This is a genomic window from Methylobacterium sp. GC_Met_3, from assembly GCF_026540775.1.
Classification (GTDB): domain Bacteria; phylum Pseudomonadota; class Alphaproteobacteria; order Rhizobiales; family Beijerinckiaceae; genus Methylobacterium.
In genome coordinates, this window is record NZ_JALNUL010000021.1 from 62,890 (window position 1) to 83,509 (window position 20,620).

The 20,620-nt window shown below is 69.5% G+C and carries 18 protein-coding genes and 1 other RNA gene; 9 read left to right on the forward strand and 10 right to left on the reverse strand.

Annotation, left to right across the window (positions count from 1 at the left end):
* Positions 1–356: 356 nt before the first annotated feature.
* Positions 357–1,976 (forward strand): phosphoenolpyruvate carboxykinase, encoded by a 1,620-nt coding sequence (locus OXS27_RS21140; protein WP_267358545.1) that lies wholly within the window; start codon positions 357–359, stop codon positions 1,974–1,976.
* 923 nt (positions 1,977–2,899) lie between these two features.
* On the opposite strand, the gene OXS27_RS21145 is transcribed toward OXS27_RS21140, so the two are convergent.
* Positions 2,900–4,651, reverse strand: a complete 1,752-nt coding sequence (locus OXS27_RS21145; protein WP_267358546.1) for a bifunctional protein-serine/threonine kinase/phosphatase — start codon at positions 4,649–4,651, stop codon at positions 2,900–2,902.
* Positions 4,648–6,186: a YifB family Mg chelatase-like AAA ATPase gene (locus OXS27_RS21150; RefSeq protein ID WP_267358547.1), complete on the reverse strand. Its 1,539-nt coding sequence runs from the start codon at positions 6,184–6,186 to the stop codon at positions 4,648–4,650. The genes OXS27_RS21145 and OXS27_RS21150 overlap by 4 nt, the downstream gene beginning before the upstream one ends.
* 138 nt (positions 6,187–6,324) lie before the next feature.
* Here OXS27_RS21150 and OXS27_RS21155 point away from each other — a divergent pair, with 138 nt between their 5' ends.
* The 4 genes from OXS27_RS21155 to OXS27_RS21170 all read left to right on the forward strand — a co-directional run bounded on the left by OXS27_RS21155 (position 6,325) and on the right by OXS27_RS21170 (position 9,021).
* Complete coding sequence (locus OXS27_RS21155; protein ID WP_243922861.1) at positions 6,325–6,585, forward strand: PepSY domain-containing protein; 261 nt, start codon at positions 6,325–6,327, stop codon at positions 6,583–6,585.
* Positions 6,586–6,626: 41 nt separating this feature from the next.
* Positions 6,627–6,725: signal recognition particle sRNA small type (gene ffs / locus OXS27_RS21160), an RNA gene on the forward strand.
* Positions 6,726–6,757: 32 nt separating this feature from the next.
* Positions 6,758–8,620 (forward strand): DNA polymerase III subunit gamma/tau, encoded by a 1,863-nt coding sequence (locus OXS27_RS21165; RefSeq protein WP_267358548.1) that lies wholly within the window; start codon positions 6,758–6,760, stop codon positions 8,618–8,620.
* A 77-nt stretch (positions 8,621–8,697) separates the two neighbouring features.
* Positions 8,698–9,021, forward strand: coding sequence for a YbaB/EbfC family nucleoid-associated protein (locus tag OXS27_RS21170; protein WP_244003261.1), 324 nt, complete (start codon positions 8,698–8,700; stop codon positions 9,019–9,021).
* A gap of 221 nt (positions 9,022–9,242) precedes the next feature.
* Here the strand turns inward: OXS27_RS21170 and OXS27_RS21175 are convergent, their stop codons facing one another.
* From OXS27_RS21175 to OXS27_RS21190, 4 genes are all read right to left on the reverse strand, one after another.
* Positions 9,243–9,962: a glutathione S-transferase gene (locus OXS27_RS21175; protein ID WP_267358549.1), complete on the reverse strand. Its 720-nt coding sequence runs from the start codon at positions 9,960–9,962 to the stop codon at positions 9,243–9,245.
* A gap of 33 nt (positions 9,963–9,995) precedes the next feature.
* On the reverse strand, positions 9,996–10,442 hold the full coding sequence (locus tag OXS27_RS21180; protein ID WP_267358550.1) for a hypothetical protein: 447 nt from the start codon (positions 10,440–10,442) through the stop codon (positions 9,996–9,998).
* A gap of 240 nt (positions 10,443–10,682) precedes the next feature.
* Positions 10,683–12,566 (reverse strand): methylmalonyl-CoA mutase family protein, encoded by a 1,884-nt coding sequence (locus tag OXS27_RS21185; RefSeq protein WP_267358551.1) that lies wholly within the window; start codon positions 12,564–12,566, stop codon positions 10,683–10,685.
* 169 nt (positions 12,567–12,735) lie between these two features.
* Complete coding sequence (locus tag OXS27_RS21190) at positions 12,736–13,539, reverse strand: undecaprenyl-diphosphate phosphatase (protein WP_243922853.1); 804 nt, start codon at positions 13,537–13,539, stop codon at positions 12,736–12,738.
* A 252-nt stretch (positions 13,540–13,791) separates the two neighbouring features.
* Here OXS27_RS21190 and OXS27_RS21195 point away from each other — a divergent pair, with 252 nt between their 5' ends.
* From OXS27_RS21195 to OXS27_RS21205, 3 genes are read left to right on the forward strand one after another with little or no spacing between them, the layout of a single operon-like run.
* Positions 13,792–14,484 (forward strand): glutathione S-transferase family protein, encoded by a 693-nt coding sequence (locus OXS27_RS21195; protein WP_267358552.1) that lies wholly within the window; start codon positions 13,792–13,794, stop codon positions 14,482–14,484.
* Between the two features lie 29 nt (positions 14,485–14,513).
* A complete protein-coding gene (queG, locus tag OXS27_RS21200) occupies positions 14,514–15,623 on the forward strand; it encodes a tRNA epoxyqueuosine(34) reductase QueG (RefSeq protein ID WP_346733027.1) in 1,110 nt (369 codons plus the stop codon).
* Positions 15,624–15,654: 31 nt separating this feature from the next.
* Positions 15,655–16,518, forward strand: coding sequence for an SDR family oxidoreductase (locus tag OXS27_RS21205; protein ID WP_267358553.1), 864 nt, complete (start codon positions 15,655–15,657; stop codon positions 16,516–16,518).
* Here OXS27_RS21205 and OXS27_RS21210 read toward each other — a convergent pair whose 3' ends face one another.
* From OXS27_RS21210 to OXS27_RS21220, 3 genes are read right to left on the reverse strand one after another with little or no spacing between them, the layout of a single operon-like run.
* A complete protein-coding gene (locus tag OXS27_RS21210) occupies positions 16,519–17,343 on the reverse strand; it encodes a metal ABC transporter permease (protein ID WP_243922881.1) in 825 nt (274 codons plus the stop codon).
* Between the two features lie 47 nt (positions 17,344–17,390).
* Positions 17,391–18,206: an ABC transporter ATP-binding protein gene (locus OXS27_RS21215; RefSeq protein WP_267358554.1), complete on the reverse strand. Its 816-nt coding sequence runs from the start codon at positions 18,204–18,206 to the stop codon at positions 17,391–17,393.
* A complete protein-coding gene (locus OXS27_RS21220) occupies positions 18,203–18,337 on the reverse strand; it encodes a hypothetical protein (protein WP_267358555.1) in 135 nt (44 codons plus the stop codon). Before OXS27_RS21220 ends, OXS27_RS21215 begins: the two co-directional genes overlap by 4 nt.
* 133 nt (positions 18,338–18,470) lie before the next feature.
* On the opposite strand from OXS27_RS21220, the gene OXS27_RS21225 reads away from it, so the two are divergent.
* The gene (locus OXS27_RS21225) at positions 18,471–18,956 is read left to right on the forward strand and encodes a transcriptional repressor (protein ID WP_243922849.1); all 486 of its coding nucleotides are present in this window, start codon (positions 18,471–18,473) and stop codon (positions 18,954–18,956) included.
* Between the two features lie 16 nt (positions 18,957–18,972).
* Here the strand turns inward: OXS27_RS21225 and OXS27_RS21230 are convergent, their stop codons facing one another.
* Positions 18,973–20,478 (reverse strand): exopolysaccharide biosynthesis polyprenyl glycosylphosphotransferase, encoded by a 1,506-nt coding sequence (locus OXS27_RS21230; protein ID WP_267358556.1) that lies wholly within the window; start codon positions 20,476–20,478, stop codon positions 18,973–18,975.
* Between the last annotated feature and the right edge of the window lie 142 nt (positions 20,479–20,620).

The following is a 20,620-nucleotide window of genomic DNA, read 5'->3' on the forward strand; positions in this document are numbered from 1 at the left end:
CCCGTCGCCGGTCGGCATGCAAGCGCGACCCAGTGCATCATGGAGATATGGGTATTCCGATGCCGGTCCGCCCGTGTCGTGTGATCGGTCGATGCGGGTGACTGCTTACAGACACGGGTTCCTGCGGGCGCAACTGTGGTCTAACCTGTTTGTCCACATTGCGGGCTTCCCGCGAAGCCCATAATGACAGCGAAGCTTCGCCGTCTACTCAGTGGAAGGGGAAGCGGCCGGGGAGCGGTGAACCTGCGTGCGGCGGACCTGTACGACCGCACGGACGTCCCCCGGGCAATCCCGGACGCCGATCGCGTCCGGCACAGTCGCGTCGACGGTCGAACAGGGGCCCGGGAGATACGCTCTTGACCAACATCGGTGATCACAACGCTGCCCACGGCGCCGAGGCGGCCGGCTTCCGCGACCTCAAGGCCGTCCACTGGAATTTCGAGACGCCGCGCCTCTACGAGGAAGCGCTGGACCGCAAGGAGGGCCAACTCGCCCGCGGCGGTGCCCTGGTGGCGACCACGGGCAGCCATACTGGCCGCTCGCCCAAGGACAAGTTCGTGGTGCGCGACGCGAGCACCGAGAACGAGGTCTGGTGGGACAACAACGGCGCGATCACGCCGGAGCAGTTCGAGACCCTGCGACAGGATTTCCTGACGCACGCCGCCGGCAAGGAGCTGTTCGCCCAGGACCTCTACGGCGGTGCCGATCCGGCCCACCGGGTGAAGGCCCGGGTGTTCACCGAATTCGCGTGGCACTCGCTGTTCATCCGTAATCTGCTGATCCGGCCGGACCGCGCGGAGATCGCCGCCTACGTGCCGGACCTGACGATCATCGACCTGCCGAGCTTTCAGGCCGATCCCGCCCGGCACGGCTGCCGGTCGAAGACGGTAATCGCCATCGATTTCGCCAAGAAGCTCGTGCTGATCGGCGGCTCCGCCTATGCGGGCGAGATGAAGAAATCGGTCTTCACCTATCTCAACTACATGCTGCCCAAACAGGGCGTGATGCCGATGCATTGCTCGGCCAACGCGGCGCTCGACGCCGAGGGCGGCTCGGCGATCTTCTTCGGATTGTCCGGCACCGGCAAGACCACGCTGTCGAACGATTCCTCGCGCCAGCTTCTCGGCGACGACGAGCATGGCTGGTCGCCCGAGGGCATCTTCAACTTCGAGGGCGGCTGCTACGCCAAGACGATCCGGCTCTCGCGCAACGCCGAGCCCGAGATCTACGCCACCACCGAGCGCTTCGGCACGGTGATGGAGAACGTGGTGATCGATCCCGTCACCCGGGCGCCCGACTTCGACGACGCATCGCTCACCGAGAACACCCGCTGCGCCTATCCGCTGGACTTCATCGCCAATGCCAGCGCGACCGGCCGGGCCGGGCATCCCAGGAACATCGTGATGCTCACCTGCGACGCCTTCGGCGTGATGCCGCCGATCGCCAAGCTCACCGGCGCCGAGGCGATGTACCACTTCCTCTCGGGCTACACCGCCAAGGTAGCGGGCACCGAGCGCGGCCTGACCGGGCCTGAGGCGACCTTCTCGACCTGCTTCGGCGCCCCGTTCATGCCGCGGCATCCGAGCACCTACGGCAACCTGCTGCGCGACCTGATCGCCGAGCACGGCGTCGATTGCTGGCTGGTCAACACCGGCTGGACCGGCGGCGGCGTCGGCACCGGGCGGCGGATGCCGATCCGCGTGACGCGCCGCCTGCTGAGCGCAGCGCTCGACGGTTCGCTGTCGCAGGCGGAGTTCCGGCGCGATCCGTATTTCGGCTTCGCGGTGCCGGTCGCGGTGCCGGGCGTCGAGTCGCACATCCTTACCCCGGTGAAGACCTGGGGCAACAAGGGCGCCTTCGTCGAGACGGCGGCCCGGCTGGTGAATATGTTCGACGACAACTTCAAGCGGTTCGAGGCCCATGTCGATTCCGACGTGCGCGCCGCCGGACCGACTGCGCAGGCGATCGCGGCCTGATTGGCAATGGGGGCGGCCCGAGCGGCCGCCCTTCCTACGGCGTCTCTGGTCCCGTGTTTTCGGCCGCAACGCGTTCTCCTCCCCATGCCGAGCTGAGCGACGAGCCAGCCCTGATCTCAATTCTGGGTCGCTCGAAGCCGCAAGGCTCTGATGCCAAATTGCGTGGCGCCAAACATGCGTCATCGTCCCCGCCCGCCTTTCGGCGCCGGGGGCATGGCCCAAGAGTGACAACACGCGGGACGCGGGACGCCGCGGGGACCCAGGTGTCGGCCAAGTAACGCGCGGGATCCGATCCCCGCGGCGCCCGCGGCATCGACCGGGCATCGCCCCCGGCCGGTGCCGTCTTTCTCGTCGCGGTGTCTCCGACGTCCCGATCCTGCGACTCCCCGTTAGCGGTCTCGGGCGGGGTGCACGCACCCCCGGAACCCGCATCGGCGCCGTGGCCTTCCAGCCGTCCCCCGCCTCGTCGTGGGCGGGTCCGCAGGTCGCTCAGGGTCAGCCCAGACGCGGGTCGGCGCGGGGGGCATTTCCTCCCCCCGCCGGGCAAACTGCCGCCCGGTCTCACGCCCGCATCCGAGGCACGCCCCGTACCGGTCCGCCGCCCGGGGCGATGGCGGCTGAGAGCCACCGACGCGGGCACCGCCCCGTCCCCGGACCCGCACGGTCAGCCACCGGGCGGGCCCCCGAAGGACGCCCCGGGATCGCTCCCAGGCCGCCGCGGACAGGTGGCGGCTAATGAGCACAAAATAGGAACATTGTCAAGAACGATGAGCCGAGGCGGGTCCTCCCTCCCCCGCAGAGGGGGGAGGGCGCGTGGCGGTTCGGGACTGCGAAGTGTGAACATCGTAGCCCGCAAGGAGGAGGGGAAACGCGATTCGATTTCGGAGCGTTAAGCTTAGGCTGAGAGGTCTAAATCCCTGCACTCATCTCGGCAGATGCGCGATCAGGATCCCCGCCAGCGTCAACGCGACGATCCCCAGAACCAACGACAGCAACCGCCAGAACATCAGCGGATCCCGCTCCAGCAGGGCGGGCCGGCGGGCGTCGGTGAAGGCCGGGTTCGGATAGCGCAGGTCGTGGATCAATTCCGATACGGTCTGATAGCGCTTGAACGGATCCGGATGCACAGCCTTCCGCAGCGCGCCGTCGACCCAAGCCGGGAGCAGCGGCCGCACGGTGAGCGCCGAGGCATAGCGCAGCCTGCGCTGGGCCGCCGGGCTGCGGGCCCGCGGCACGGCATCGCCGTAAGGCAGCCGCCCGGTCAGCATCTGATAGGCAATGACGCCCACCGAGAACACGTCGGAGGCCGCGATGGACGGCGCGCCGAGAAAGCATTCCGGCGCCGTGTACTGCACCGTCCCGAGGATTTCGGTGGGGTCGATCCGCGGATCGCCCTCGACGACGCCGGCGACCTGGGTGGCGCCGAAATCGATCACCTGCACGATCCCGCTTGAGTCGATCAGGACGTTGTCGGGCCGGAGGTCCTGGTGGACCATCTCCTTCCGGTGGAAAGCCTGCACGCCCTTCGCGAGTTGCTCCACGAGGCCGCGCACGGTCTCCAACTCGGGGGCGGCGTGGTCGCGCATCCACTGGGTCAGCGTCTGGCCCTCGACGTAGCGCATCACCGTGTAGAGGTGGCTGCGCCGCCGCGCCGGCGGCTGGGCCTTGAGCACGTGTGGGTTGTCGATCCGCCGGGCGATCCACTCCTCCAGGGCGAAGCGTTTGCGCTGGGCCGGATCGTCACGCAAATCGAGGGACAGCACCTTCAGGGCGACCCGCCCCCCGGTCTCGCCGTCCTCCGCGAGATAGACGCGGCTGCGCGGGCCGGAATGGAGAATCCGCAGGAGGCGGTAGCCGTCGAATTCGGCCGGCGGATCGAGCAGCGGCGCCGGATCGAGCCCCTCAACGTCGCCGAGGAGGTCGGCAGCCTCGCCCTCCGGCACGGCCTCGACCCAGACGATCTGGATCGTGAGGTTGTCCGGGCTGCCGGCCGCCAGTGCCGCCTCGACGATGGTGCGGGCCGCCGCATCGAGATCGTCCGCCGCCAAGATCGCGGCCACGACCTCCCGCGGCCGGACATGCTCGTGGACGCCATCCGTCGTGAGCACGAAGATGTCGCCGGCCTCGACGGCGAGCGTCTGGTAATCGATCTCCGCCCGGCCGGTCACGCCGAGGGCCCGGCCGAGATAGGATTCTGCAGCCGAGACCACCACGCGGTGATCCTCGGTGAGCTGTTCGAGGGACCGGCCCGAGACCCGCCAGATCCGGGCGTCGCCGACATGGAAGAGGTGGGCGGTCCGCCCCTTCAGGATCAGCGCGTCGAAGGTGGTGACGTAGCCGCGGTCGGCATCGTTGGGATCGAGGCCCCGCCGGGTCTGGGCGTAGAGCCAGGAATCGGCCGCCGCGATCACCCGCTGCGCGGCATGCTTCACCGACCACGTGTCGGGCGTGGCGTAATAGTCGCTGAGGACGCTCTTGACTGCGGTCTCGCTCGCCGCCGCGCCGGCCGCGCTGCTGCTGATCCCGTCGGCGAGCGCCACCGCGATGCCCTTCAGGCCGAGTGCGGGCTGCGCTGGCACGAGGGCGCCGTGGAAATCCTGGTTCTCGGCTTTTTGGCCGGCGGCACTGTGCTGGCCGATCGTGACCGTGAGGCCGCGGGCGGGTTCGGCGCTCAAGCGGCTGCCGCCGCGCTGTCGCCCCGGCCCCGATAGGACAGGGCCTCGGCAAGATGCAGCCGACGCACCTGCGCTTCGCCGTCGAGGTCGGCCAGCGTCCGGGCGACGCGCAGCGTGCGATGGAAGCCGCGGGCCGAGAGACGCATGCTCTCGGCGGCCTGCCGAATCAGTGCCGTCCCATCGGCGTCTGGGCTCGCGACCTGTTCGATCAGGTTCGCGGGACAGGTGGCGTTGGTGGTGGCCGCCGGCAGCCCGCGCTCGCCGAAGCGCGCCGTCTGGAGGGCGCGGGCCGCGGCGACGCGGGCGGCCGCTTCACGGGACCCTTCCGCAGGCGGAGGCAGGATCAGGTCGGCCGCGGTGACCGCCGGTACCTCAATGCGCAGGTCGATCCGGTCGAGGAGGGGCCCGGAAATCCGCGCTTGATATTGCGCCATGCAGCGATCGTTCGGGCCACGCCGGCAGGCGTAGCCCGGCTCCAGGCCCTGGCCGCAGCGGCACGGGTTCATCGCAGCGACCACCTGGAAGCGGGCCGGATACGTCACCCGGTGATTGGCCCGGGCGATCATGACCTCGCCGGTTTCCATGGGCTGGCGCAGGCTGTCGAGCGCCTGGGGGTTGAACTCGGGCAATTCGTCGAGGAACAGCACCCCGCCATGGGCCAGCGACACCTCCCCCGGCTTTGCTCCGAGCCCGCCGCCGACCAGAGCCGCCATCAAGGCGGAATGGTGCGGCTGCCGGAAGGGCCGGCGGTTCGAGAGGGCGCCGTCCTTCAACGCGCCCGCGACCGACTGGATCATCGAGATGTCGAGCAACTCGCGCGGCCCGAGCGGCGGCAGGATCGAGGGCAGGCGGGCGGCCAACATCGACTTGCCCGAGCCCGGCGGCCCGTTCATCAGCAGGTTGTGTCCCCCCGCCGCGGCGATCTCCAGGGCGCGTTTGGCGCCCTCCTGGCCCTTGATGTCGGCGAGATCCGGCAGCGGACCGGCCTGACCCGCCACCGAGGGTTCCGGCCGGGCCATGACCTGGCTGCCCTTGAAATGGTTGGCGAGCTGGATCAGCGAGCGCGGGGCCAGCACGTCGAGATCGCCGCCCGCCCAGGCGGCTTCCGGCCCGGTCGAGGCCGGGCAGATCAGCCCGAGACCCCGCGCCGCCGCCGCGATGGCCGCCGGGAGCACGCCGTTCACCGCCGTGATGCTGCCGTCCAGCGCGAGTTCGCCGAGCACGCAATAGCCGCCGAGCGCGTCCGCCGGGATCGCGCCGATCGCCGCCATCACGCCGAGCGCGATCGGCAGGTCGTAATGCGAGCCTTCCTTCGGCAGGTCGGCTGGGGCGAGGTTGACGGTGATGCGCTTGGCCGGCAGCGCGAGGCCGGAGGCGATCAGCGCGCCGCGCACCCGCTCGCGGGATTCGCCCACCGCCTTGTCGGGCAGGCCGACCACGTTGAACACCACCGAGCCCGGGATGATCTGGACCTGCACGTCCACCGCCCGCGCCTCGATGCCCTCGAAGGCCACGGTGGCGACGCGGGTGACCATAGGTGACGAATCCTCGACGCACGGACTGGCTTAGCTGTGCGGGAGAATCGCAGGGCGCTCAAGAGGATGCTCGGCCGAGCGGAACAGGACTGCCGCATTCCTGTTCAAAGTCGACACGCAATCGGATGGAGAACGCCCATGCATCGCGCCACGCCCTTTCTCGCCCTCGCGCTTCTGGCCGGCCTCGGCATCGCTGCCCGGGCCGACGAAAAGCTGGCGCCCGATCAGCAGGCCAAGGTCGAGGCCATGCTGAAGCAGGAGGGCTTCACCAAGTGGGACGAGATCGAACTCGACGACGGTATGATCGAGGTCGACGACGCCATCGATGCCAACGGCAAGAAGTTCGACCTGAAGCTCGATCCGAAGACGCTCGCCATCGTGAAGCGCAAGGCCGAGTAGGCAGCGCTTGCGTTCGGGGCACGGCCCGGCCATATAGCCGGCGGGGGGTTGGCGAGGGACGTTTCACTCGCCAACCGGGTCAGGTCCGGAAGGAAGCAGCCCTAACGAGACCGAGCGGGTCTTCGTCCAGCCTCCCACCTCATTCTCGCGCGGCAGCCCGATCCCGACCGGCATGGACGCTTCGACCGGCACGCCTGACGACGAGCCGGGCCTGCCCGGGTTTGCAGCGCCCGCCGCTGCAGCGACGCCCTACCGGGTCCTCGCGCGCAAATACCGCCCCACCCATTTCGGCGACCTGATCGGCCAGGAGGCGATGGTCCGCACCCTCGCCAACGGGTTCGCGGCCAACCGCATCCCGCAGGCCTGGATGCTGACCGGCGTGCGCGGGGTCGGCAAGACCACCACGGCCCGCATCCTCGCCCGCGGCCTCAACTACGCCCTCGCTGGCCAGCCCGAGACCGGCCCGACCGTGGCGATGCCGCAACTCGGCCTGCACTGCGCGGCCATCATGGAATCCCGGCACATGGACGTGCTGGAGATGGATGCGGCCTCGCATACCGGCATCGACGACGTACGCGCGATCATCGACGGCATCCGCTACGGACCAGTCTCGGCGCGCTACAAGGTCTACATCGTCGACGAGGTCCACATGCTCTCCGAGAAGGCGTTCAACGCCTTCCTGAAGACGCTGGAGGAGCCGCCGCCCCACGCGAAATTCGTGTTCGCAACCACGGAGATCCGCAAGGTCCCGGTGACGATCCTGTCCCGCTGCCAACGGTTCGACCTGCGCCGAGTCGAGGCGCCGGTCCTGCACGCGCATCTCGCCAAGGTCTGCGCGGCCGAGAAGGTCGAGGCGGAGGACGAGGCGTTGGGCGCGATCGTGCGCGCCGCGGAAGGGTCGGTGCGCGATGCGCTCTCGCTCCTCGATCAGGCCATCGCGCACGGCGCCGGGGCCGTCACCGCGCAGAGCGTGCGCGACATGCTGGGGCTCGCCGACCGCGCGCGGATCCTCGACCTGTTCGAGGCGGTGATGCGCGGCTCCGTGCCGGCGGCCTTTGCGGAGTTGCGGGCGCAGTACGATTCCGGCGCCGACCCCTCGGTGGTGCTCTCGGACCTCGCGGCCTTCACGCATCTCGTCACCCGGCTGAAGGTGGTGCCCGAAACCGCCCAGGACCCGACGCTCAGCGAGACCGAACGCGTCCGGGGCGGCCAGTTCGCCGAGAAGCTCTCGATCCGCGCCCTGTCGCGGGCGTGGCAGATCCTGCTCAAGGCGATCCCCGAAGTGCAGGCCGCGCCGCGCCCCCTGGCGGCGGCCGAGATGGCGATCGTGCGCCTCGCCTATGCGGCCGACCTCCCGACCCCGGACGAGGCCCTGCGCCAGCTCAAGGCCGAAGCCGCCGCAGCGCCCGCTGACGAGCCGCCGGCGCTGGCGCGCCCGGCGCTGCCGCCGATCCCGGACCTGCGCGGGGGCGGCTCAGCGGCACTGGCGGCCGCGCCCCGGACGATGTTGGCGGAACCGATCCTTGAGGCTGCTCCGGTGGCGATGGCCGCACCCGTCGCGCCACCCGCCCCCGTCGCGCCGCCGACGCCGCGGCTCGGCCGGTTCGAGGATCTGATCGCGCTGGCGGATGCCAATCGCGATATCCTGCTGCGAACGGCGCTTGAGCGGGATGTCCATCTGGTGCGCTTCGAGGAGGGGCGGATCGAGTTCCGCCTCGCTCAAGGGGGGCGGGCGAGCCTCGCCACCGACCTCGCGGCCGCGATCGAGCGCTGGATCGGGCGGCGCTGGATCGTCGCGCTCTCGAAAGAGGCGGGCGAACCGACCCGCGATGCGGCGGCCCGGGCCGTGGTCGAGACGCGCCGGGAGAACGCCGCGGCCGATCCGTTCGTGCGCGAGGTGCTGACGCGCTTTCCCGGCGCCGAAATCGTCGACGTGCGCGACACCGCCGCTGAGGCTTTGCCCACCCCCGAGCAGGAGATCCTCGGCGAGGGCGACGCCGCCCGGGTGGATGAGCTCGGGGACGACGAAAGCTGAGGCTCCGGCCGGCCATAGCTGGCGGGCCGGCCGGCTCGTACCCAGATCAGACGACGACAGAACGGGGAGAGATCCGCATGCGTGACCTGATGGGCATCATGAAGCAGGCCCAGGCCATGCAGGAGAAGATGGCCAACCTGCAGGCCGAGATGGATCAGATCGAAGTCACCGGCGCCTCTGGCGGTGGCTCGGTGCGGGTCACCATGACGGCCAAGGGCCAGATGAAGGGGATCACGATCGATCCGTCCCTGATGGTGCCGGACGAGCGCGAGATCCTGGAGGATCTGGTGGTTGCGGCCTGCAACGATGCCCGCGGCAAGGCGGAAGCGACGATGCAGGAGCACATGGCCGAGCTGACAAAGGGGCTGCCCCTGCCGCCCGGGATGAAGCTGCCGTTCTGAGCGGAGCCTGTTCGGCCGAAAACTGCGTCTTCGACGCCGCGTCTCCCTCCCCGGAGAGCCTACGCTATTCACACATCTCCGGTGGATGCCACCGCTGGCGTGAGGGCGCGACCGGCCTCCTCTCCCTCTAGGAGAGGGGGCCCGCGCCTTATCCGAGAGCCCCAAGGGCCGATCGAGATTTGTGAATCCGGTAGCCCGCGCGGGCGAGTGGACGTGTCGCGTTAGCCGTCGAGTTCGGGATACCGCCGGAAAATGCCGTCCTCGCTGAACGGGATTCGGCGCTCGCTCGCCAGATAGGTGGCGATCCGCGGGCGCCGCGCCACGGTGTCGTGCAGCCGTTCCACACAGGGCGCAGCCTGTAGCGCCGCCGACGTCCCCTTCGGGAAGGCGTAGGTTAGCCCATCGACGAGCTGGAACAGCGACAGGTCGGCGTAGGTCAGATCCGCGCCGACCAAGTGCGCACCGCCATTGGCGGCCAGAACGCGTTCGAAATAGCCGAAAAACTTGGGCATCCGGGTCGTCCGGAACCCGGCCGCCCGGCGCAGAGCCTCGGTCTTCTGATCGGTGTAATAGAGATCGACGCCGAGCGGATGGTGGGTGTCGTGCACCTCGTCCACGGCGTCCGCGATGGTGAGCTGAAGCTGGTGCGTCCAGATCCGGTCCCGCTCGCCGTTGCCCGCCAGACCGAGGCGCTGGCCGAGATGCAGCAGGATCGCGGCCGTCTGCCCGATCACGCGATCACCGTCGCGCAGGAAGGGCGGCGCGAAGGGCGGGCGCGGGTTCGCAGGGTCCGACAGGCGATCCAGCATCGGACCGATTCCACCAGCATCGTCGTCCTGGCGGGCGACGTCGACATAGTCGGCGCCAGCTTCTTCCAGGGCGAGGCGGACGAACTCGCCGCGCCCCTGGATCATCGGCCAGTAGTGAAGCTCGTAGGGCATCGCCAACTCGCTTCTGACCTGAGAGATGCCGGCTCAGTTGCCCGCAGCACTGTCCTCGGCGGTCTTATCGACCGGCGGCTCGGCGCTGGCGACGGCCTTGTGGAGCAGCATCGGCTGGAGACGCTCGGCGAGCTGCTGGTCGAGATGCTTGACGTAGGCGCTCTTGAAGTAGCGTTCGCCGGTCTTCGCTCCGTAGAGCCGGTCATGCGCCTGGATCATCGCGGCGACCTCCGGGCGGCACAGAAAGCCCGTGATGCCCACGGCCTCGTACCAGCGGCCGGCACGCGCCTCGGCGGTGGCCTTGGGGTTCGACAGGACCGTGTCGGCGAAGCAGATCGTCGCGGCCTGCCGTAGCGGAGCCAGCGTCTTCTCGGCCTCGGCCGGGTTCACCGTCGGTGCGGCCGGGTGTCGATGCGGGCGCGCCTGCGCCGTCGAAACGAGCGCGAGGAGGGTGAGGGACGCGAGGATCGAAGTTTTCATGCGGCGGCCTCGTCGGGGATCCGAACCGCGTTCAGCATTCCCTCATGATTGCGTCGGGAACGCGGCTGGCTCGGCACTTGGGCGGCCGCATTTCAGGCCGGAGCTCGATCGTTCCATGACAGGATGTCGCAGCCTCAGCGGCGGCGCTCGGCGCTCCGATGGCCGCGGCATTCGGGTGTGCCAGTCTTGAACCCGTACCGGCCGAGCCGCCTGCGCATCGTGGTGGGAATGGTACCCGGACTAGGCCGTCCGCGAGGGCGGCTTCATGGCCGCGCGTAAAGCTCCATTCAGCACGGTAAGCAGGTCGCACCCGGCATGCAGGAAGGTCTGCACGCCCGCCTGCTTCAGCGGCTCGGCCAGGTCGGCCGGCTTTCCCGCGAGGTAGATCACGCCCGCGCCAGCCCGCGCCAGGGCCTCCGCGGTTTCGATGGCGCGCTCGGCATAGATCGCGTCGGTCGAGCAGATGCAGGCGAGCGGAGCTCCGGATTCCCGGAACGCCGCCGCTGCGGATTCGGCATCGGGGAAGCCGTCATTCGACAGGGCTTCGATGCCGCCGGCCGCGAAGGCGTTGGCCGCGAAGGTCGCCCGGGCGTTGAACGCCGCCACCGAACCGAGGTTGGCCAGGAACACGGCCGGCCGGCGGCCGGCCGTGGCGTGATAGGCATCGGAGGCGTCGCGCAGGGCCTCGTAGGGCTCCGCGAGGCGCTGGGACGGCAGGGCATCGCAGGCGACCGCCGAACCGGGCCCAAAATTGGACCCGAGGGGCGGCGCGACCTTCGGCACGTCGAGCACCGTGACCGGCTTCTCGGCGAGGTTCGGAAATTCGCTAGCGCCGGTGAGCGCTTCCCGGCGGGTCGCTACGGCTTTCGTGCGCGTCTCGCGGATCGCTTCGATCCGCCGCTGCAGCTTGCCGACGCTGAGGGAGGCGACGATGCCGCCCTCGGCCTCGATCGCCTGGAACGCCGCCCAGGCGGCCTCGGCGATTTCCGCGGTCAGCGCCTCGAACCCACCGGCGCCCGCCGCAGGATCGCTGACGCGGGCGAGGTGTGATTCCTCGAGCAATACGATCTGGCTGTTGCGACCCACGCGCCGGGCGAAGGCATCCGGCAGCCCGAGCGCCTGCGTGTAGGGCAGGACCGCCACGCTGTCGGCGCCGCCCATCCCGGCCGAGGCCGCCGCCATCCCGGTGCGCAGGATATTCACGAACGGGTCGCGCTTGGTCATCATCCGCCACGCGGTCTCGGCGTGGAGACGCAGCGGCTTCGGCTCGAGCCCGCAGGCCTGCTCGACCCGCGCCCAGAGGCGCCGCAACGCGCGGAACTTCGCGACCGTGACGAACTCGTCGGCATCAGCCGCCAGCAGGAATGCGATGCGCGATCGGGCCGTGTCGAGGTCGTGTCCGGCGGCTTCGAGGGCGCGAAGATACGTCACCGCGGTGGCGAGCACGGCCCCCAGCTCCGCCGCCTCGCCGGCCCCGGCCTCATGATACGGGCGCCCGTCGGCCAGGAAGGCCCGTCCCCGGAAACCCGCCGTCTCCAGCTCTGCCGCGATCCCGGCCAGCCGCGGAGCGATCTCGCTCCAGACGGCGCCCAGGCTGCCGGACGCTGCCAGCACGCCGACGGGATCGATCCCGAGATCGACATCGTAGGTCGCCAGATCCTCGCCGCGCCGCTCGGCCAGCGCCTTGACGAGGTGGGCCGCTTCGAGCCCCCGGCTGCCGGCATCTACGCGCAGGTTGATCAAGGGCAGCATCACGCCCGTCAGCGCGGCGTCGAGGTCCTCGACGCTCGCAACCGTCACTCCGTAGCCGCGTGCGCTGGGGGCACCCGCGAAGGCCATGACGAGCGCGTCCGCGCCGCCTTCGAGATCGGTCAGCGCCTGGGCGTTGGCGGTCGCGATATCCGGATGATCCATCCGCTGGGCGATCCGCCACGGACCAGGCTCGCGCACCGGTTGGGCGATCGGCGCGGCCGAGCTGTAGAGCGGCTCGATCCGGAGCCCATCTGCCGTCCGGGAGACCAGCCGTTTCTCGAAATCGGCGCCCTTCAGGACGCCTTCGACGAGGCCGAGCCAGCGCGCCCGGTCTGCGGGCTCGAAGAGTTCGGCGAGCGGTCTGTCTTCCATCGGATCGTCCCAGAACGCGACGTCTCGAGCGCCGCTTTCATGGGATTGCCTCGCATGCCGCCTCGCCGGTGGCAATCGCCCGATGGTTGAGGAAAGCTTGAGCCCCGCGTGAGCCAGTTTTGACGCAATTGGATTCCGGCCGTCCGCCTTGGTCGAACGACCGGACGCATCAACCGAAAATGATCAGGCCCGCAAAACCCAGTGCGCCGACGATGATCCGCCACCACGCGAACAGCCAGAAGCCGTGCCGGGAGACGTAATCGAGCAGCAGCCGCACCACGAGCAGCGCCGAGATGAACGAGACGACGAAGCCGATCGCGATCAGGCCGACATCGTCACTCGACAGATATTTGTAGTTGTCCAGCAGGTCCTTGGCGAACGCGCCCGCCATGGTGGGCATGGCGAGGTAGAACGAGAACTCGGTGGCCGAACGCTTGTCGGCCCCCATCAGCATCGCCCCCACGATGGTGGCGCCGGAGCGCGACACACCGGGGATCATCGCCAGACACTGGAAGATGCCGATCTTCAGGTCCATCGGCAGCGAGAAGTCGTAAACGTCGGTCTTGCGGACCTTCAGGTCGGTGTCGTCGATGACGAGCAGCACGAGGCCGCCCGCCACCAGGGTCGCGCAGACGATCCAGGGGTTGAACAGATACGCCTTGATCACCTTCGAGAAGAGGCCGCCGATGATCGCGGCCGGCAGGAACGCCACCAGGATGCCCAGCACGAAGCGGCGGGCCTTGGGATCGTTCGGCAGCGCGGTGGCGATGCCCAGCAGGCGGCGGAAATAGACCAGCAGGATCGCCAGGATCGCGCCGAGCTGGATCAGCACCTCGAAGGTGTTGTTGGGCGAGTGGAACCCGATGAAATGGCCCACCAGCAGCTGGTGCCCGGTGGAGGAGACCGGAATGAACTCGGTCGCGCCCTCAACCAGCGCGAGCAGCACTGCCTTGCCGATGCTTACCGGATCCATCGTCACGTCCTGTGCCGCGGGCGCGCGCCGGCCCGTGCCGGGCACGCCGCGTTGCCTGTAGGGTTGGCCGGAGGGTTCGCCTATCAGGATTGACGGGCGGTTACCGATACCGGCTGCGCGTGTTAAGGGCTCGGCAACGGTCGGGCAATAACGCTCGGTCCGAAGTCCTGCGCGCCGAAGACCTGCGCTTCAGGACCCTCGCCGAGCGCGGGACCGACCGCGCTGCCCGACCGAACGTCCCAAACGGCCTCGATGGCGACCCTCTACCACTTCCCCTTCTGCGCGAATTCCCGGTTCATCCGTCTCGTGCTCGCCGAGATGGGCATGGAGCCGACTCTGTTCGAGGAACGGCCCTGGGAGCGCCGGGATGATTTCCTGCTGATCAATCCGGCGGGCGTCACGCCCGTGCTGCTGGAGCAGAACGGCCTCGTGGTGCCCGGCGCGGGCGTGATCGCCGAATACCTCGACGAGACCCGCGGGCTCGGCCTCACCGGACGTCGCCTGTTGCCGGACGATACGGTGGACCGGGTCGAGGTGCGGCGGCTGCTCGACTGGTTCCTGGTGAAGTTCGAATCGGAGGTGACGGGTTACCTCGTCAACGAGAAGATCTCGAAGCGTTTCATGGCGTCGAACCAGGGCGGTGGTCCGCCCGACATGAACGCGATCCGGGCCGCACGGGCCAATGTTCGCTATCATCTCAAATACATCGGCTACCTGATCGCACGCCGCCGCTGGATCGCGGGCGACAACCTGACCTATGCCGACCTCGCGGCGGCTGCCCACCTCTCCTGCGTCGATTATCTCGGCGACGTGCCCTGGGACGAGGACGAGATGGCCCGGAACTGGTACGCCCGGGTGAAGTCGCGGCCCTCGTTCCGGGGCCTGCTCGCCGACCGGGTCGCCGGCATGCCGCCCGCCGCCCACTACGCGGATCTGGATTTCTGAGCCCCAGACGGACTTATATCGGCGCCGACCTGCGCCGCCTCGTCGAGACCCGGGCTCGGTCGCTGGGCTTCTGCGGCCTGCGCGTGACCCGGCCCGATCGCCTGCCGGATATGCCCGATCGCCTCGCGACCTGGCTCGCCGAGGGCGCCCACGGCACCATGGACTGGATGGCCGAGCGGGCCGACCAGCGCGCCCGTCCGACCGGTCTATGGCCGGGCCTGCGCAGCATCCTGATCCTGGCCATGAGCTACCGGCCCGAGCACGATCCGCTGGCGCTCGTGGCGCAAACAGAGCGCGGCGCGGTCGCCGCTTATGCCCAACGGCGGGATTATCACGAAGTTTTGAAGGGCAAGCTCAAAGAACTCGGCGGCTATCTGTCCGCCAAAGGTGATGTCCTGGTGAAGGTCTTCTGCGACACCGCACCGGTCATGGAGAAGACGCTGGCCGAGGCCGCCGGGCTCGGCTGGCAGGGTAAGCACACGGTGCTGATCTCCCGCGAGCACGGCAACTGGCTCCTCCTCGGGGCGATCTACACGAGCGCTGAGTTCGAACCCGACGCGCCCGGCCGCGACCATTGCGGCTCCTGCCGCGCCTGTCTCGACATCTGCCCGACGGATGCGTTCCCCGCGCCCTACCGCCTCGATGCCCGGCGCTGCATCTCGTACCTGACCATCGAGCATGCCGAGCCGATCCCCGCGGCGCTCCGCCCGGCCATTGGCAATCGGGTGTTCGGCTGCGACGATTGTCTCGCGGTCTGCCCGTGGAACAAGTTCGCCCGCACGGCCGCCGAGACCCGTCTTGCCGCTCGGACCGATCTCGCCGCGCCGCGGCTTGCGGATCTCGCGGGCCTCGACGACGCGGCTTTCCGGAGCCTGTTCGCCGGCACACCGGTCAAGCGGACCGGTCGCGACCGCTTTCTGCGCAACGTGATGATCGCGATCGGCAATTCCGGGTCGCCCGAGCTTGCCGAGATGGCGGTCGCACGGCTGACCGATGCGTCGCCGCTGGTGCGCGGTATGGCGGTCTGGGCCTGCGGGCAGTTGCTGGAGCCCGATACCGTCCGGACTCTGCATCGGCAGCACGGGGCCGGCGAGACCGATCTCCATGTTCGCGATGAATGGCGGGCCGCATCGGCTTGACGGGAGGCAGCCCCGGCGAGACATCCGGCGCATGAATCTCTTCGTCTTCGGCCTGGGCTTCACCGGCGGCCGCTTCGCCGAGCGTGCGCGCGACCGGTTCGACACCGTGCGCGCCACCGTCACCGAACCCGCAGCGGCCGAGCGCCTCGCGGCGGAGACCAGTTTCGCCATGCGCGCCTTCGGACCCCGGGCCGACGATCCGTGCATCGCCGCCGATCTCGCCGAGACCGACGTGCTCCTCGTCTCGGCGCCCCCCGGCGAGCAGGGCGACCCCGTGCTCAACCGCTACGAAGCGGCGATCAAGGCGAGCCGGATCGGCTGGATCGGCTACCTGTCGACCATCGGGGTCTACGGCGACAAGCAGGGCGCCTGGATCGACGAAGCCACGCCCGCAGATCCCCGCAGCACCCGCTCGAAGGTCCGGCTCGACGCCGAAGCGGGGTGGCTGGCGCTCGGTGCCGCCACCGGCAAGGCGGTGCAGATCTTCCGCCTGTCGGGCATCTACGGGCCGGGGCGCAACCCGATCGTCAAGCTGCGCGAGGGGCGGTCCCAGCGGATCGTGAAGGCCGGGCAGGTCTTCAATCGCATCCATGTCGACGACATCGCCACGACGCTGCTGGCCTCGATCGACCGGCCCCGGGGCGGGGCGATCTACAACGTCACCGATGATGAGCCGACCGCGCCCCAGACGGTCACCGAGCATGCCGCCGCCCTGACCGGGCTGCCGCTGCCCCCGGCGATCGATTTCGAGACCGCCGACCTCTCCCCGATGGCGCGGAGCTTCTACGGCGAGAACAAGCGCGTGCGGAACCGGCTGATCCGCGCGGAACTCGGCGTCGATCTCGCCTATCCGACCTACCGCGAGGGTCTTGCGGCGCTGAAGGATCAGTCCTGATCAGGCTTCGAGGTGGCGCGGCCGGATGAGGCGGCGGAGCAGCCCGCCGCGCGGACCGGCCAGCATCGAGGCGAGGTAGAGCGCCCCGGCGGCCAGCACGATGGCCGGACCGCTCGGCAGGTCGTATTGATACGACAGGCTGAGCCCTGAAACGCTCGCCAAGGCGGCGATCAGCATCGAGACCGGGATGAGGCCGCCCAGATCGCGGGCCCAGAATCGGGCCGCTACCGCCGGGAGCAGCATCAACCCGACCGCCAGCAGGGTCCCCAGAGCCTGGAAACCGCCGACGAGGTTGATCACCACCAGGGCCAGGAAGGCGAGATGGACCGGGCCGCCACTGCGGCTCACCGTGCGTAGGAACAGCGGATCGACGCATTCCATCACCAGCGGCCGATAGATCACCGCGAGTGCCACCAGGGTCAGGGTGCTGATGCCGCCGAGCAGCCACAGGGCGGCATCGTCCAGCGCGAGGACCGAGCCGAACAGGAAATGCATCAGGTCGATCTGCGAGCCGCGCAGCGAGACCAGCAGCACGCCTCCCGCCAGGGAGATCAGGTAGAAGGCCGCGAGGTTGGCATCCTCCCGCACCGTCGTGGCGCGGGTGACGGCGCCCGCGAGCAGCGCCACCGCGAGGCCTGCGACGAGGCCGCCGAGGGTCATCGCCGGCAGCGACAGCCCCGCGACCAGGAAACCGGCGGCGGCGCCGGGCAGGATGGCGTGGCTCATGGCGTCGCTCATCAGGCTCATGCGGCGCAGCGTCAGGAACACGCCCACGGGCGGCGCCGAGACGGACAGCGCTAGGCAGCCCGCCAGCGCCCGGCGCATGAAGCCGAATTCCACGAACGGCGCGACGAGGGACCCGAACGGATCGATCACGCGGCGTCCTCGTGGTGATGATGGCCGTGTGCGCCGTGATCATGCGTACTGTGGTCGTGTGCAGCTTCGGCCCGCGGCCCGGCGCAGATCGGAGCGCCCTCGTCCCACGCCTCGGAGAGGTTGCGGGCGCGGGCGAGGTTCTCCGATGTCAGCACCCGGGCCGTCGGCCCCCAAGCGATGGGCTCGCGGGCCAGGAGCAGCGTCGCCGGGAAATGCGCGCGCACCTGCGCGAGGTCGTGCAGCGCCGCGACGATCGTGCGGCCCTCCGCGTGCCAGGTTCGGATCAGCACCAGCAGATCGTCCACGGTCCGGTTGTCGATCCCGGTGAACGGCTCGTCGAGGAGGATCACGGAGCAATCCTGGAGGATCAGCCGGGCGAACAGGGCCCGGCGGAACTGCCCACCCGAGAGCGTGCCGATCGGCCGTGCCTCGAACCCGTCGAGGCCGACCGCCGCGAGCGCGGCCTCGACGGCGCCCCGCTGCCGGATGAGGCTTCGCCACGCACCGGCCCGCCGCCAGAGGCCCATCCCGGCCAGGTCCAGCACGCTCAGCGGGAAGCTGCGGTCGATCTCGTCGGCCTGCGGCATGTAGGCGACGGCCTCGCTGCGCTCGATGCGCCCGTCGAGGCAGGGGATCTCTCCGGCCATGCCCTTGAGCAGCGTCGACTTGCCGGCCCCGTTCGGCCCGACCAGGGCCAGCAGATCGCCGGCGCGCACGGTCCCGTCGAGATGGTGGATGGCCGGATGCCGATCGTAGCCGAGGGTCAGGCCGACGAGGCGAATGGGATCCTGGATTTGCGACCCGGAACTCATGTCGCCAGCGCCCAGGCGATCGTCAGCCAGACCAGAGCGGAGAGACTGCCGGCGAGCGCCAGGCGCGGGCCGATCCCGCTCTGGAACAGGGACCGCCGGGCCGCGCGTCTGATACGGGAACTGGTGGGCAAGGCGTCCTCGTCGCGCGCGGGCCGGCGCGGGGCGGGTGCGCGGAATGTGCGGGAGACTGGTGCGGTCCGGTCTGGCGGTGATACACTGTAACAAACCCGCGGGACAACCTGCGGATCTGTGATGGGAGCCATCATGCACCGCCACGAGGGGCACGACGCATGTCGGTCCGACGCCCCCGACATGCTCGCCCGGGCGGAGGCCCTCTGCCGCGAACGTGGGCTGCAGTTCACGCCGCTGCGCCGCGACGTGCTGGAAGCGGTGGCCGAGTCCGACAAGGCGCAGGGCGCCTACGACATCGCCGAGCGCCTCAGCGCACCGGGCAAGCGCGTGGCGCCGGTCTCGGTCTATCGCGCCCTCGATTTCCTGATGGAGCAGGGGCTGGTCCATCGGATCGCCAGCCGCAACGCCTTCATCCCCTGCGCGCACGGCCACGCCCCCGGGGAGGGGGTCATCTTCCTGATCTGCCGCAGCTGCGGCGCGGTCGACGAGACGTCCTCGGCGGATGTGGAAGGCGGCCTCGAGCGGACGCTGGAGCGGGCCGGCTTCACCCCGACCCACAGTATCCTGGAGGTCGAGGGCGATTGCGGCGCCTGCCGGGAGCGGGAGCGCACGCCCTGACCGTGCCTCCGGCGTTCTAGAACGCGTTCCGGTAGGCCCGGCGCGAAATCAGCGTCTGGATCATGATCTGGATGTCGAACCAGATCGACCAGTTGTCGATGTAGTGGAGATCGCAGGCGACGCGGCGCTCCATGTCGAGATCGGTCAGCGTCTCGCCGCGGAAGCCGTTGACCTGCGCCCAGCCGGTGATCCCCGGCCGGACATTGTGGCGGCGGGCGTAGAGGGCGATCCGCCGCTCGAAGCTCCGGTCATGCGCGAGCGCGTGGGGGCGCGGCCCGACCAGCGACATCTCTCCCAGCAGGACGTTGAGGAGCTGGGGCAACTCGTCGAGATTGGTCCGGCGCAGGATCGCGCCGGTCCGGGTGATCCGGCTGTCGTTGCGCGTGGCCTGCCGGAACACGGCGCCCGTCTCCGTCCGCATCGAGCGGAACTTGAACACGCCGAAGGGCTGCTGATTGAAGCCGTAGCGCTTCTGGCGGAAGAAGACCGGCCCGGGGCTGTCGACCTTGATCGCCAGCGCGATCACGGCGAGCAACGGCGAGAGCGCGACCAGGGCGATCGTCGCCACCGTGAGGTCGAGCGCCCGTTTCAGCACGATCTCGCCGAGGTTGAGCGGCCGGCGGCCGATATTGATGCCGGAGACGCCGCCGACCCGGGCGACCTGCAGGTCGGGGAAGCGGTCGAGCATCGCGCCGGGCCGCAGGTGGAGAGCCGAGGGCACCCGCAGGAACGCGTCGATGCAGCGCTCGACTTCGGCGTTGTCGGTCCACGGCACGAGGACGAACACGTCGTCCGGCCGCAGGAAGCGCACCACCGAGACGGCGAGGTCGAGATCCTCCTGCAACTGATCGTGCCGGGCTGCATTGTCCGCACCCGAATCGACGCGGCGCAGGTAGCTCGTGCCGACGATCCGCAGGCCGAGCTGGTCGATCGCGTTGCTGGCGTAGAAGCGGGTGATGTCCTCCTCGTAGCCCACGAGATGAACGCGGCTGACCGAGGCCGAGCTGGCCGTCAGGCGCTGCCGCACGAGGCGCGTCACTGCCACGCGGCTCAGGATCAGGACCGGCAGCCCGACGAAGAAGGATCCGAACGAGACGAGGCGCGAATACTCTCCTGTGGTCTTGGTCATGAACCCGACGACCAGCACGGCGGCCCAGGCCACCAGCCACAGGGAGGCCACCCGCTGGACGAACGGCTTCTGCGCGATCACGGTGTCGAGGCTGTACTCCGCACGCAGGGCATTCGTGGCCACGACGATCAGGCCGAGGAGCGCGGCGAGTTGCAGGCCGCGAACGCTGCCGGCGCCGAATTTTCCCTCTTGGTAGGCGATCTCGTAGGTGGCCTCCATGAACAGGGTGACCGCCAGGATGGCCGCGAAATCAGTGGCGGCGAGGGCCGACGATAGAGCGGCCCGCGCTGCCGCCCGCCCGCGGCGGGGCAGCAGGCCGGACCAGACGCTGCGACGGCGCTCGGCCGGGCTCGGCAGGGGCTGGAACGCTTCCGGGATCCGTTGATGAAACATCTGGCGCGCCACGTCCCGTCATGATCGGACTTTGTGCCAGTCTGAAACGAACGCGCGTTCCAGTGCCGGCCTGTGCCGGTGGCGGAGCAAGCGGCAGGCCGCGTGCGTGAACAACCTAGCTCTACGACGATGGCCGACCTAG

Excerpts from the sequence above, each read along its gene's own strand:
- OXS27_RS21195 (WP_267358552.1), top strand. The coding sequence starts at position 13,792 with ATGGCGACCCTCTACCACTTCCCCTTCTGCGCGAATTCCCGGTTCATC.
- OXS27_RS21215 (WP_267358554.1), bottom strand. The coding sequence starts at position 18,206 with ATGAGTTCCGGGTCGCAAATCCAGGATCCCATTCGCCTCGTCGGCCTG.
- OXS27_RS21225 (WP_243922849.1), top strand. The coding sequence starts at position 18,471 with ATGCACCGCCACGAGGGGCACGACGCATGTCGGTCCGACGCCCCCGAC.
- OXS27_RS21170 (WP_244003261.1), top strand. The coding sequence starts at position 8,698 with ATGCGTGACCTGATGGGCATCATGAAGCAGGCCCAGGCCATGCAGGAG.
- OXS27_RS21185 (WP_267358551.1), bottom strand. The coding sequence starts at position 12,566 with ATGGAAGACAGACCGCTCGCCGAACTCTTCGAGCCCGCAGACCGGGCG.
- OXS27_RS21175 (WP_267358549.1), bottom strand. The coding sequence starts at position 9,962 with ATGCCCTACGAGCTTCACTACTGGCCGATGATCCAGGGGCGCGGCGAG.
- OXS27_RS21150 (WP_267358547.1), bottom strand. The coding sequence starts at position 6,186 with ATGGTCACCCGCGTCGCCACCGTGGCCTTCGAGGGCATCGAGGCGCGG.
- OXS27_RS21205 (WP_267358553.1), top strand. The coding sequence starts at position 15,655 with ATGAATCTCTTCGTCTTCGGCCTGGGCTTCACCGGCGGCCGCTTCGCC.
- OXS27_RS21210 (WP_243922881.1), bottom strand. The coding sequence starts at position 17,343 with ATGCGCCGGGCGCTGGCGGGCTGCCTAGCGCTGTCCGTCTCGGCGCCG.
- OXS27_RS21155 (WP_243922861.1), top strand. The coding sequence starts at position 6,325 with ATGCATCGCGCCACGCCCTTTCTCGCCCTCGCGCTTCTGGCCGGCCTC.
- OXS27_RS21230 (WP_267358556.1), bottom strand. The coding sequence starts at position 20,478 with ATGTTTCATCAACGGATCCCGGAAGCGTTCCAGCCCCTGCCGAGCCCG.
- OXS27_RS21180 (WP_267358550.1), bottom strand. The coding sequence starts at position 10,442 with ATGAAAACTTCGATCCTCGCGTCCCTCACCCTCCTCGCGCTCGTTTCG.
- OXS27_RS21190 (WP_243922853.1), bottom strand. The coding sequence starts at position 13,539 with ATGGATCCGGTAAGCATCGGCAAGGCAGTGCTGCTCGCGCTGGTTGAG.
- OXS27_RS21165 (WP_267358548.1), top strand. The coding sequence starts at position 6,758 with ATGGACGCTTCGACCGGCACGCCTGACGACGAGCCGGGCCTGCCCGGG.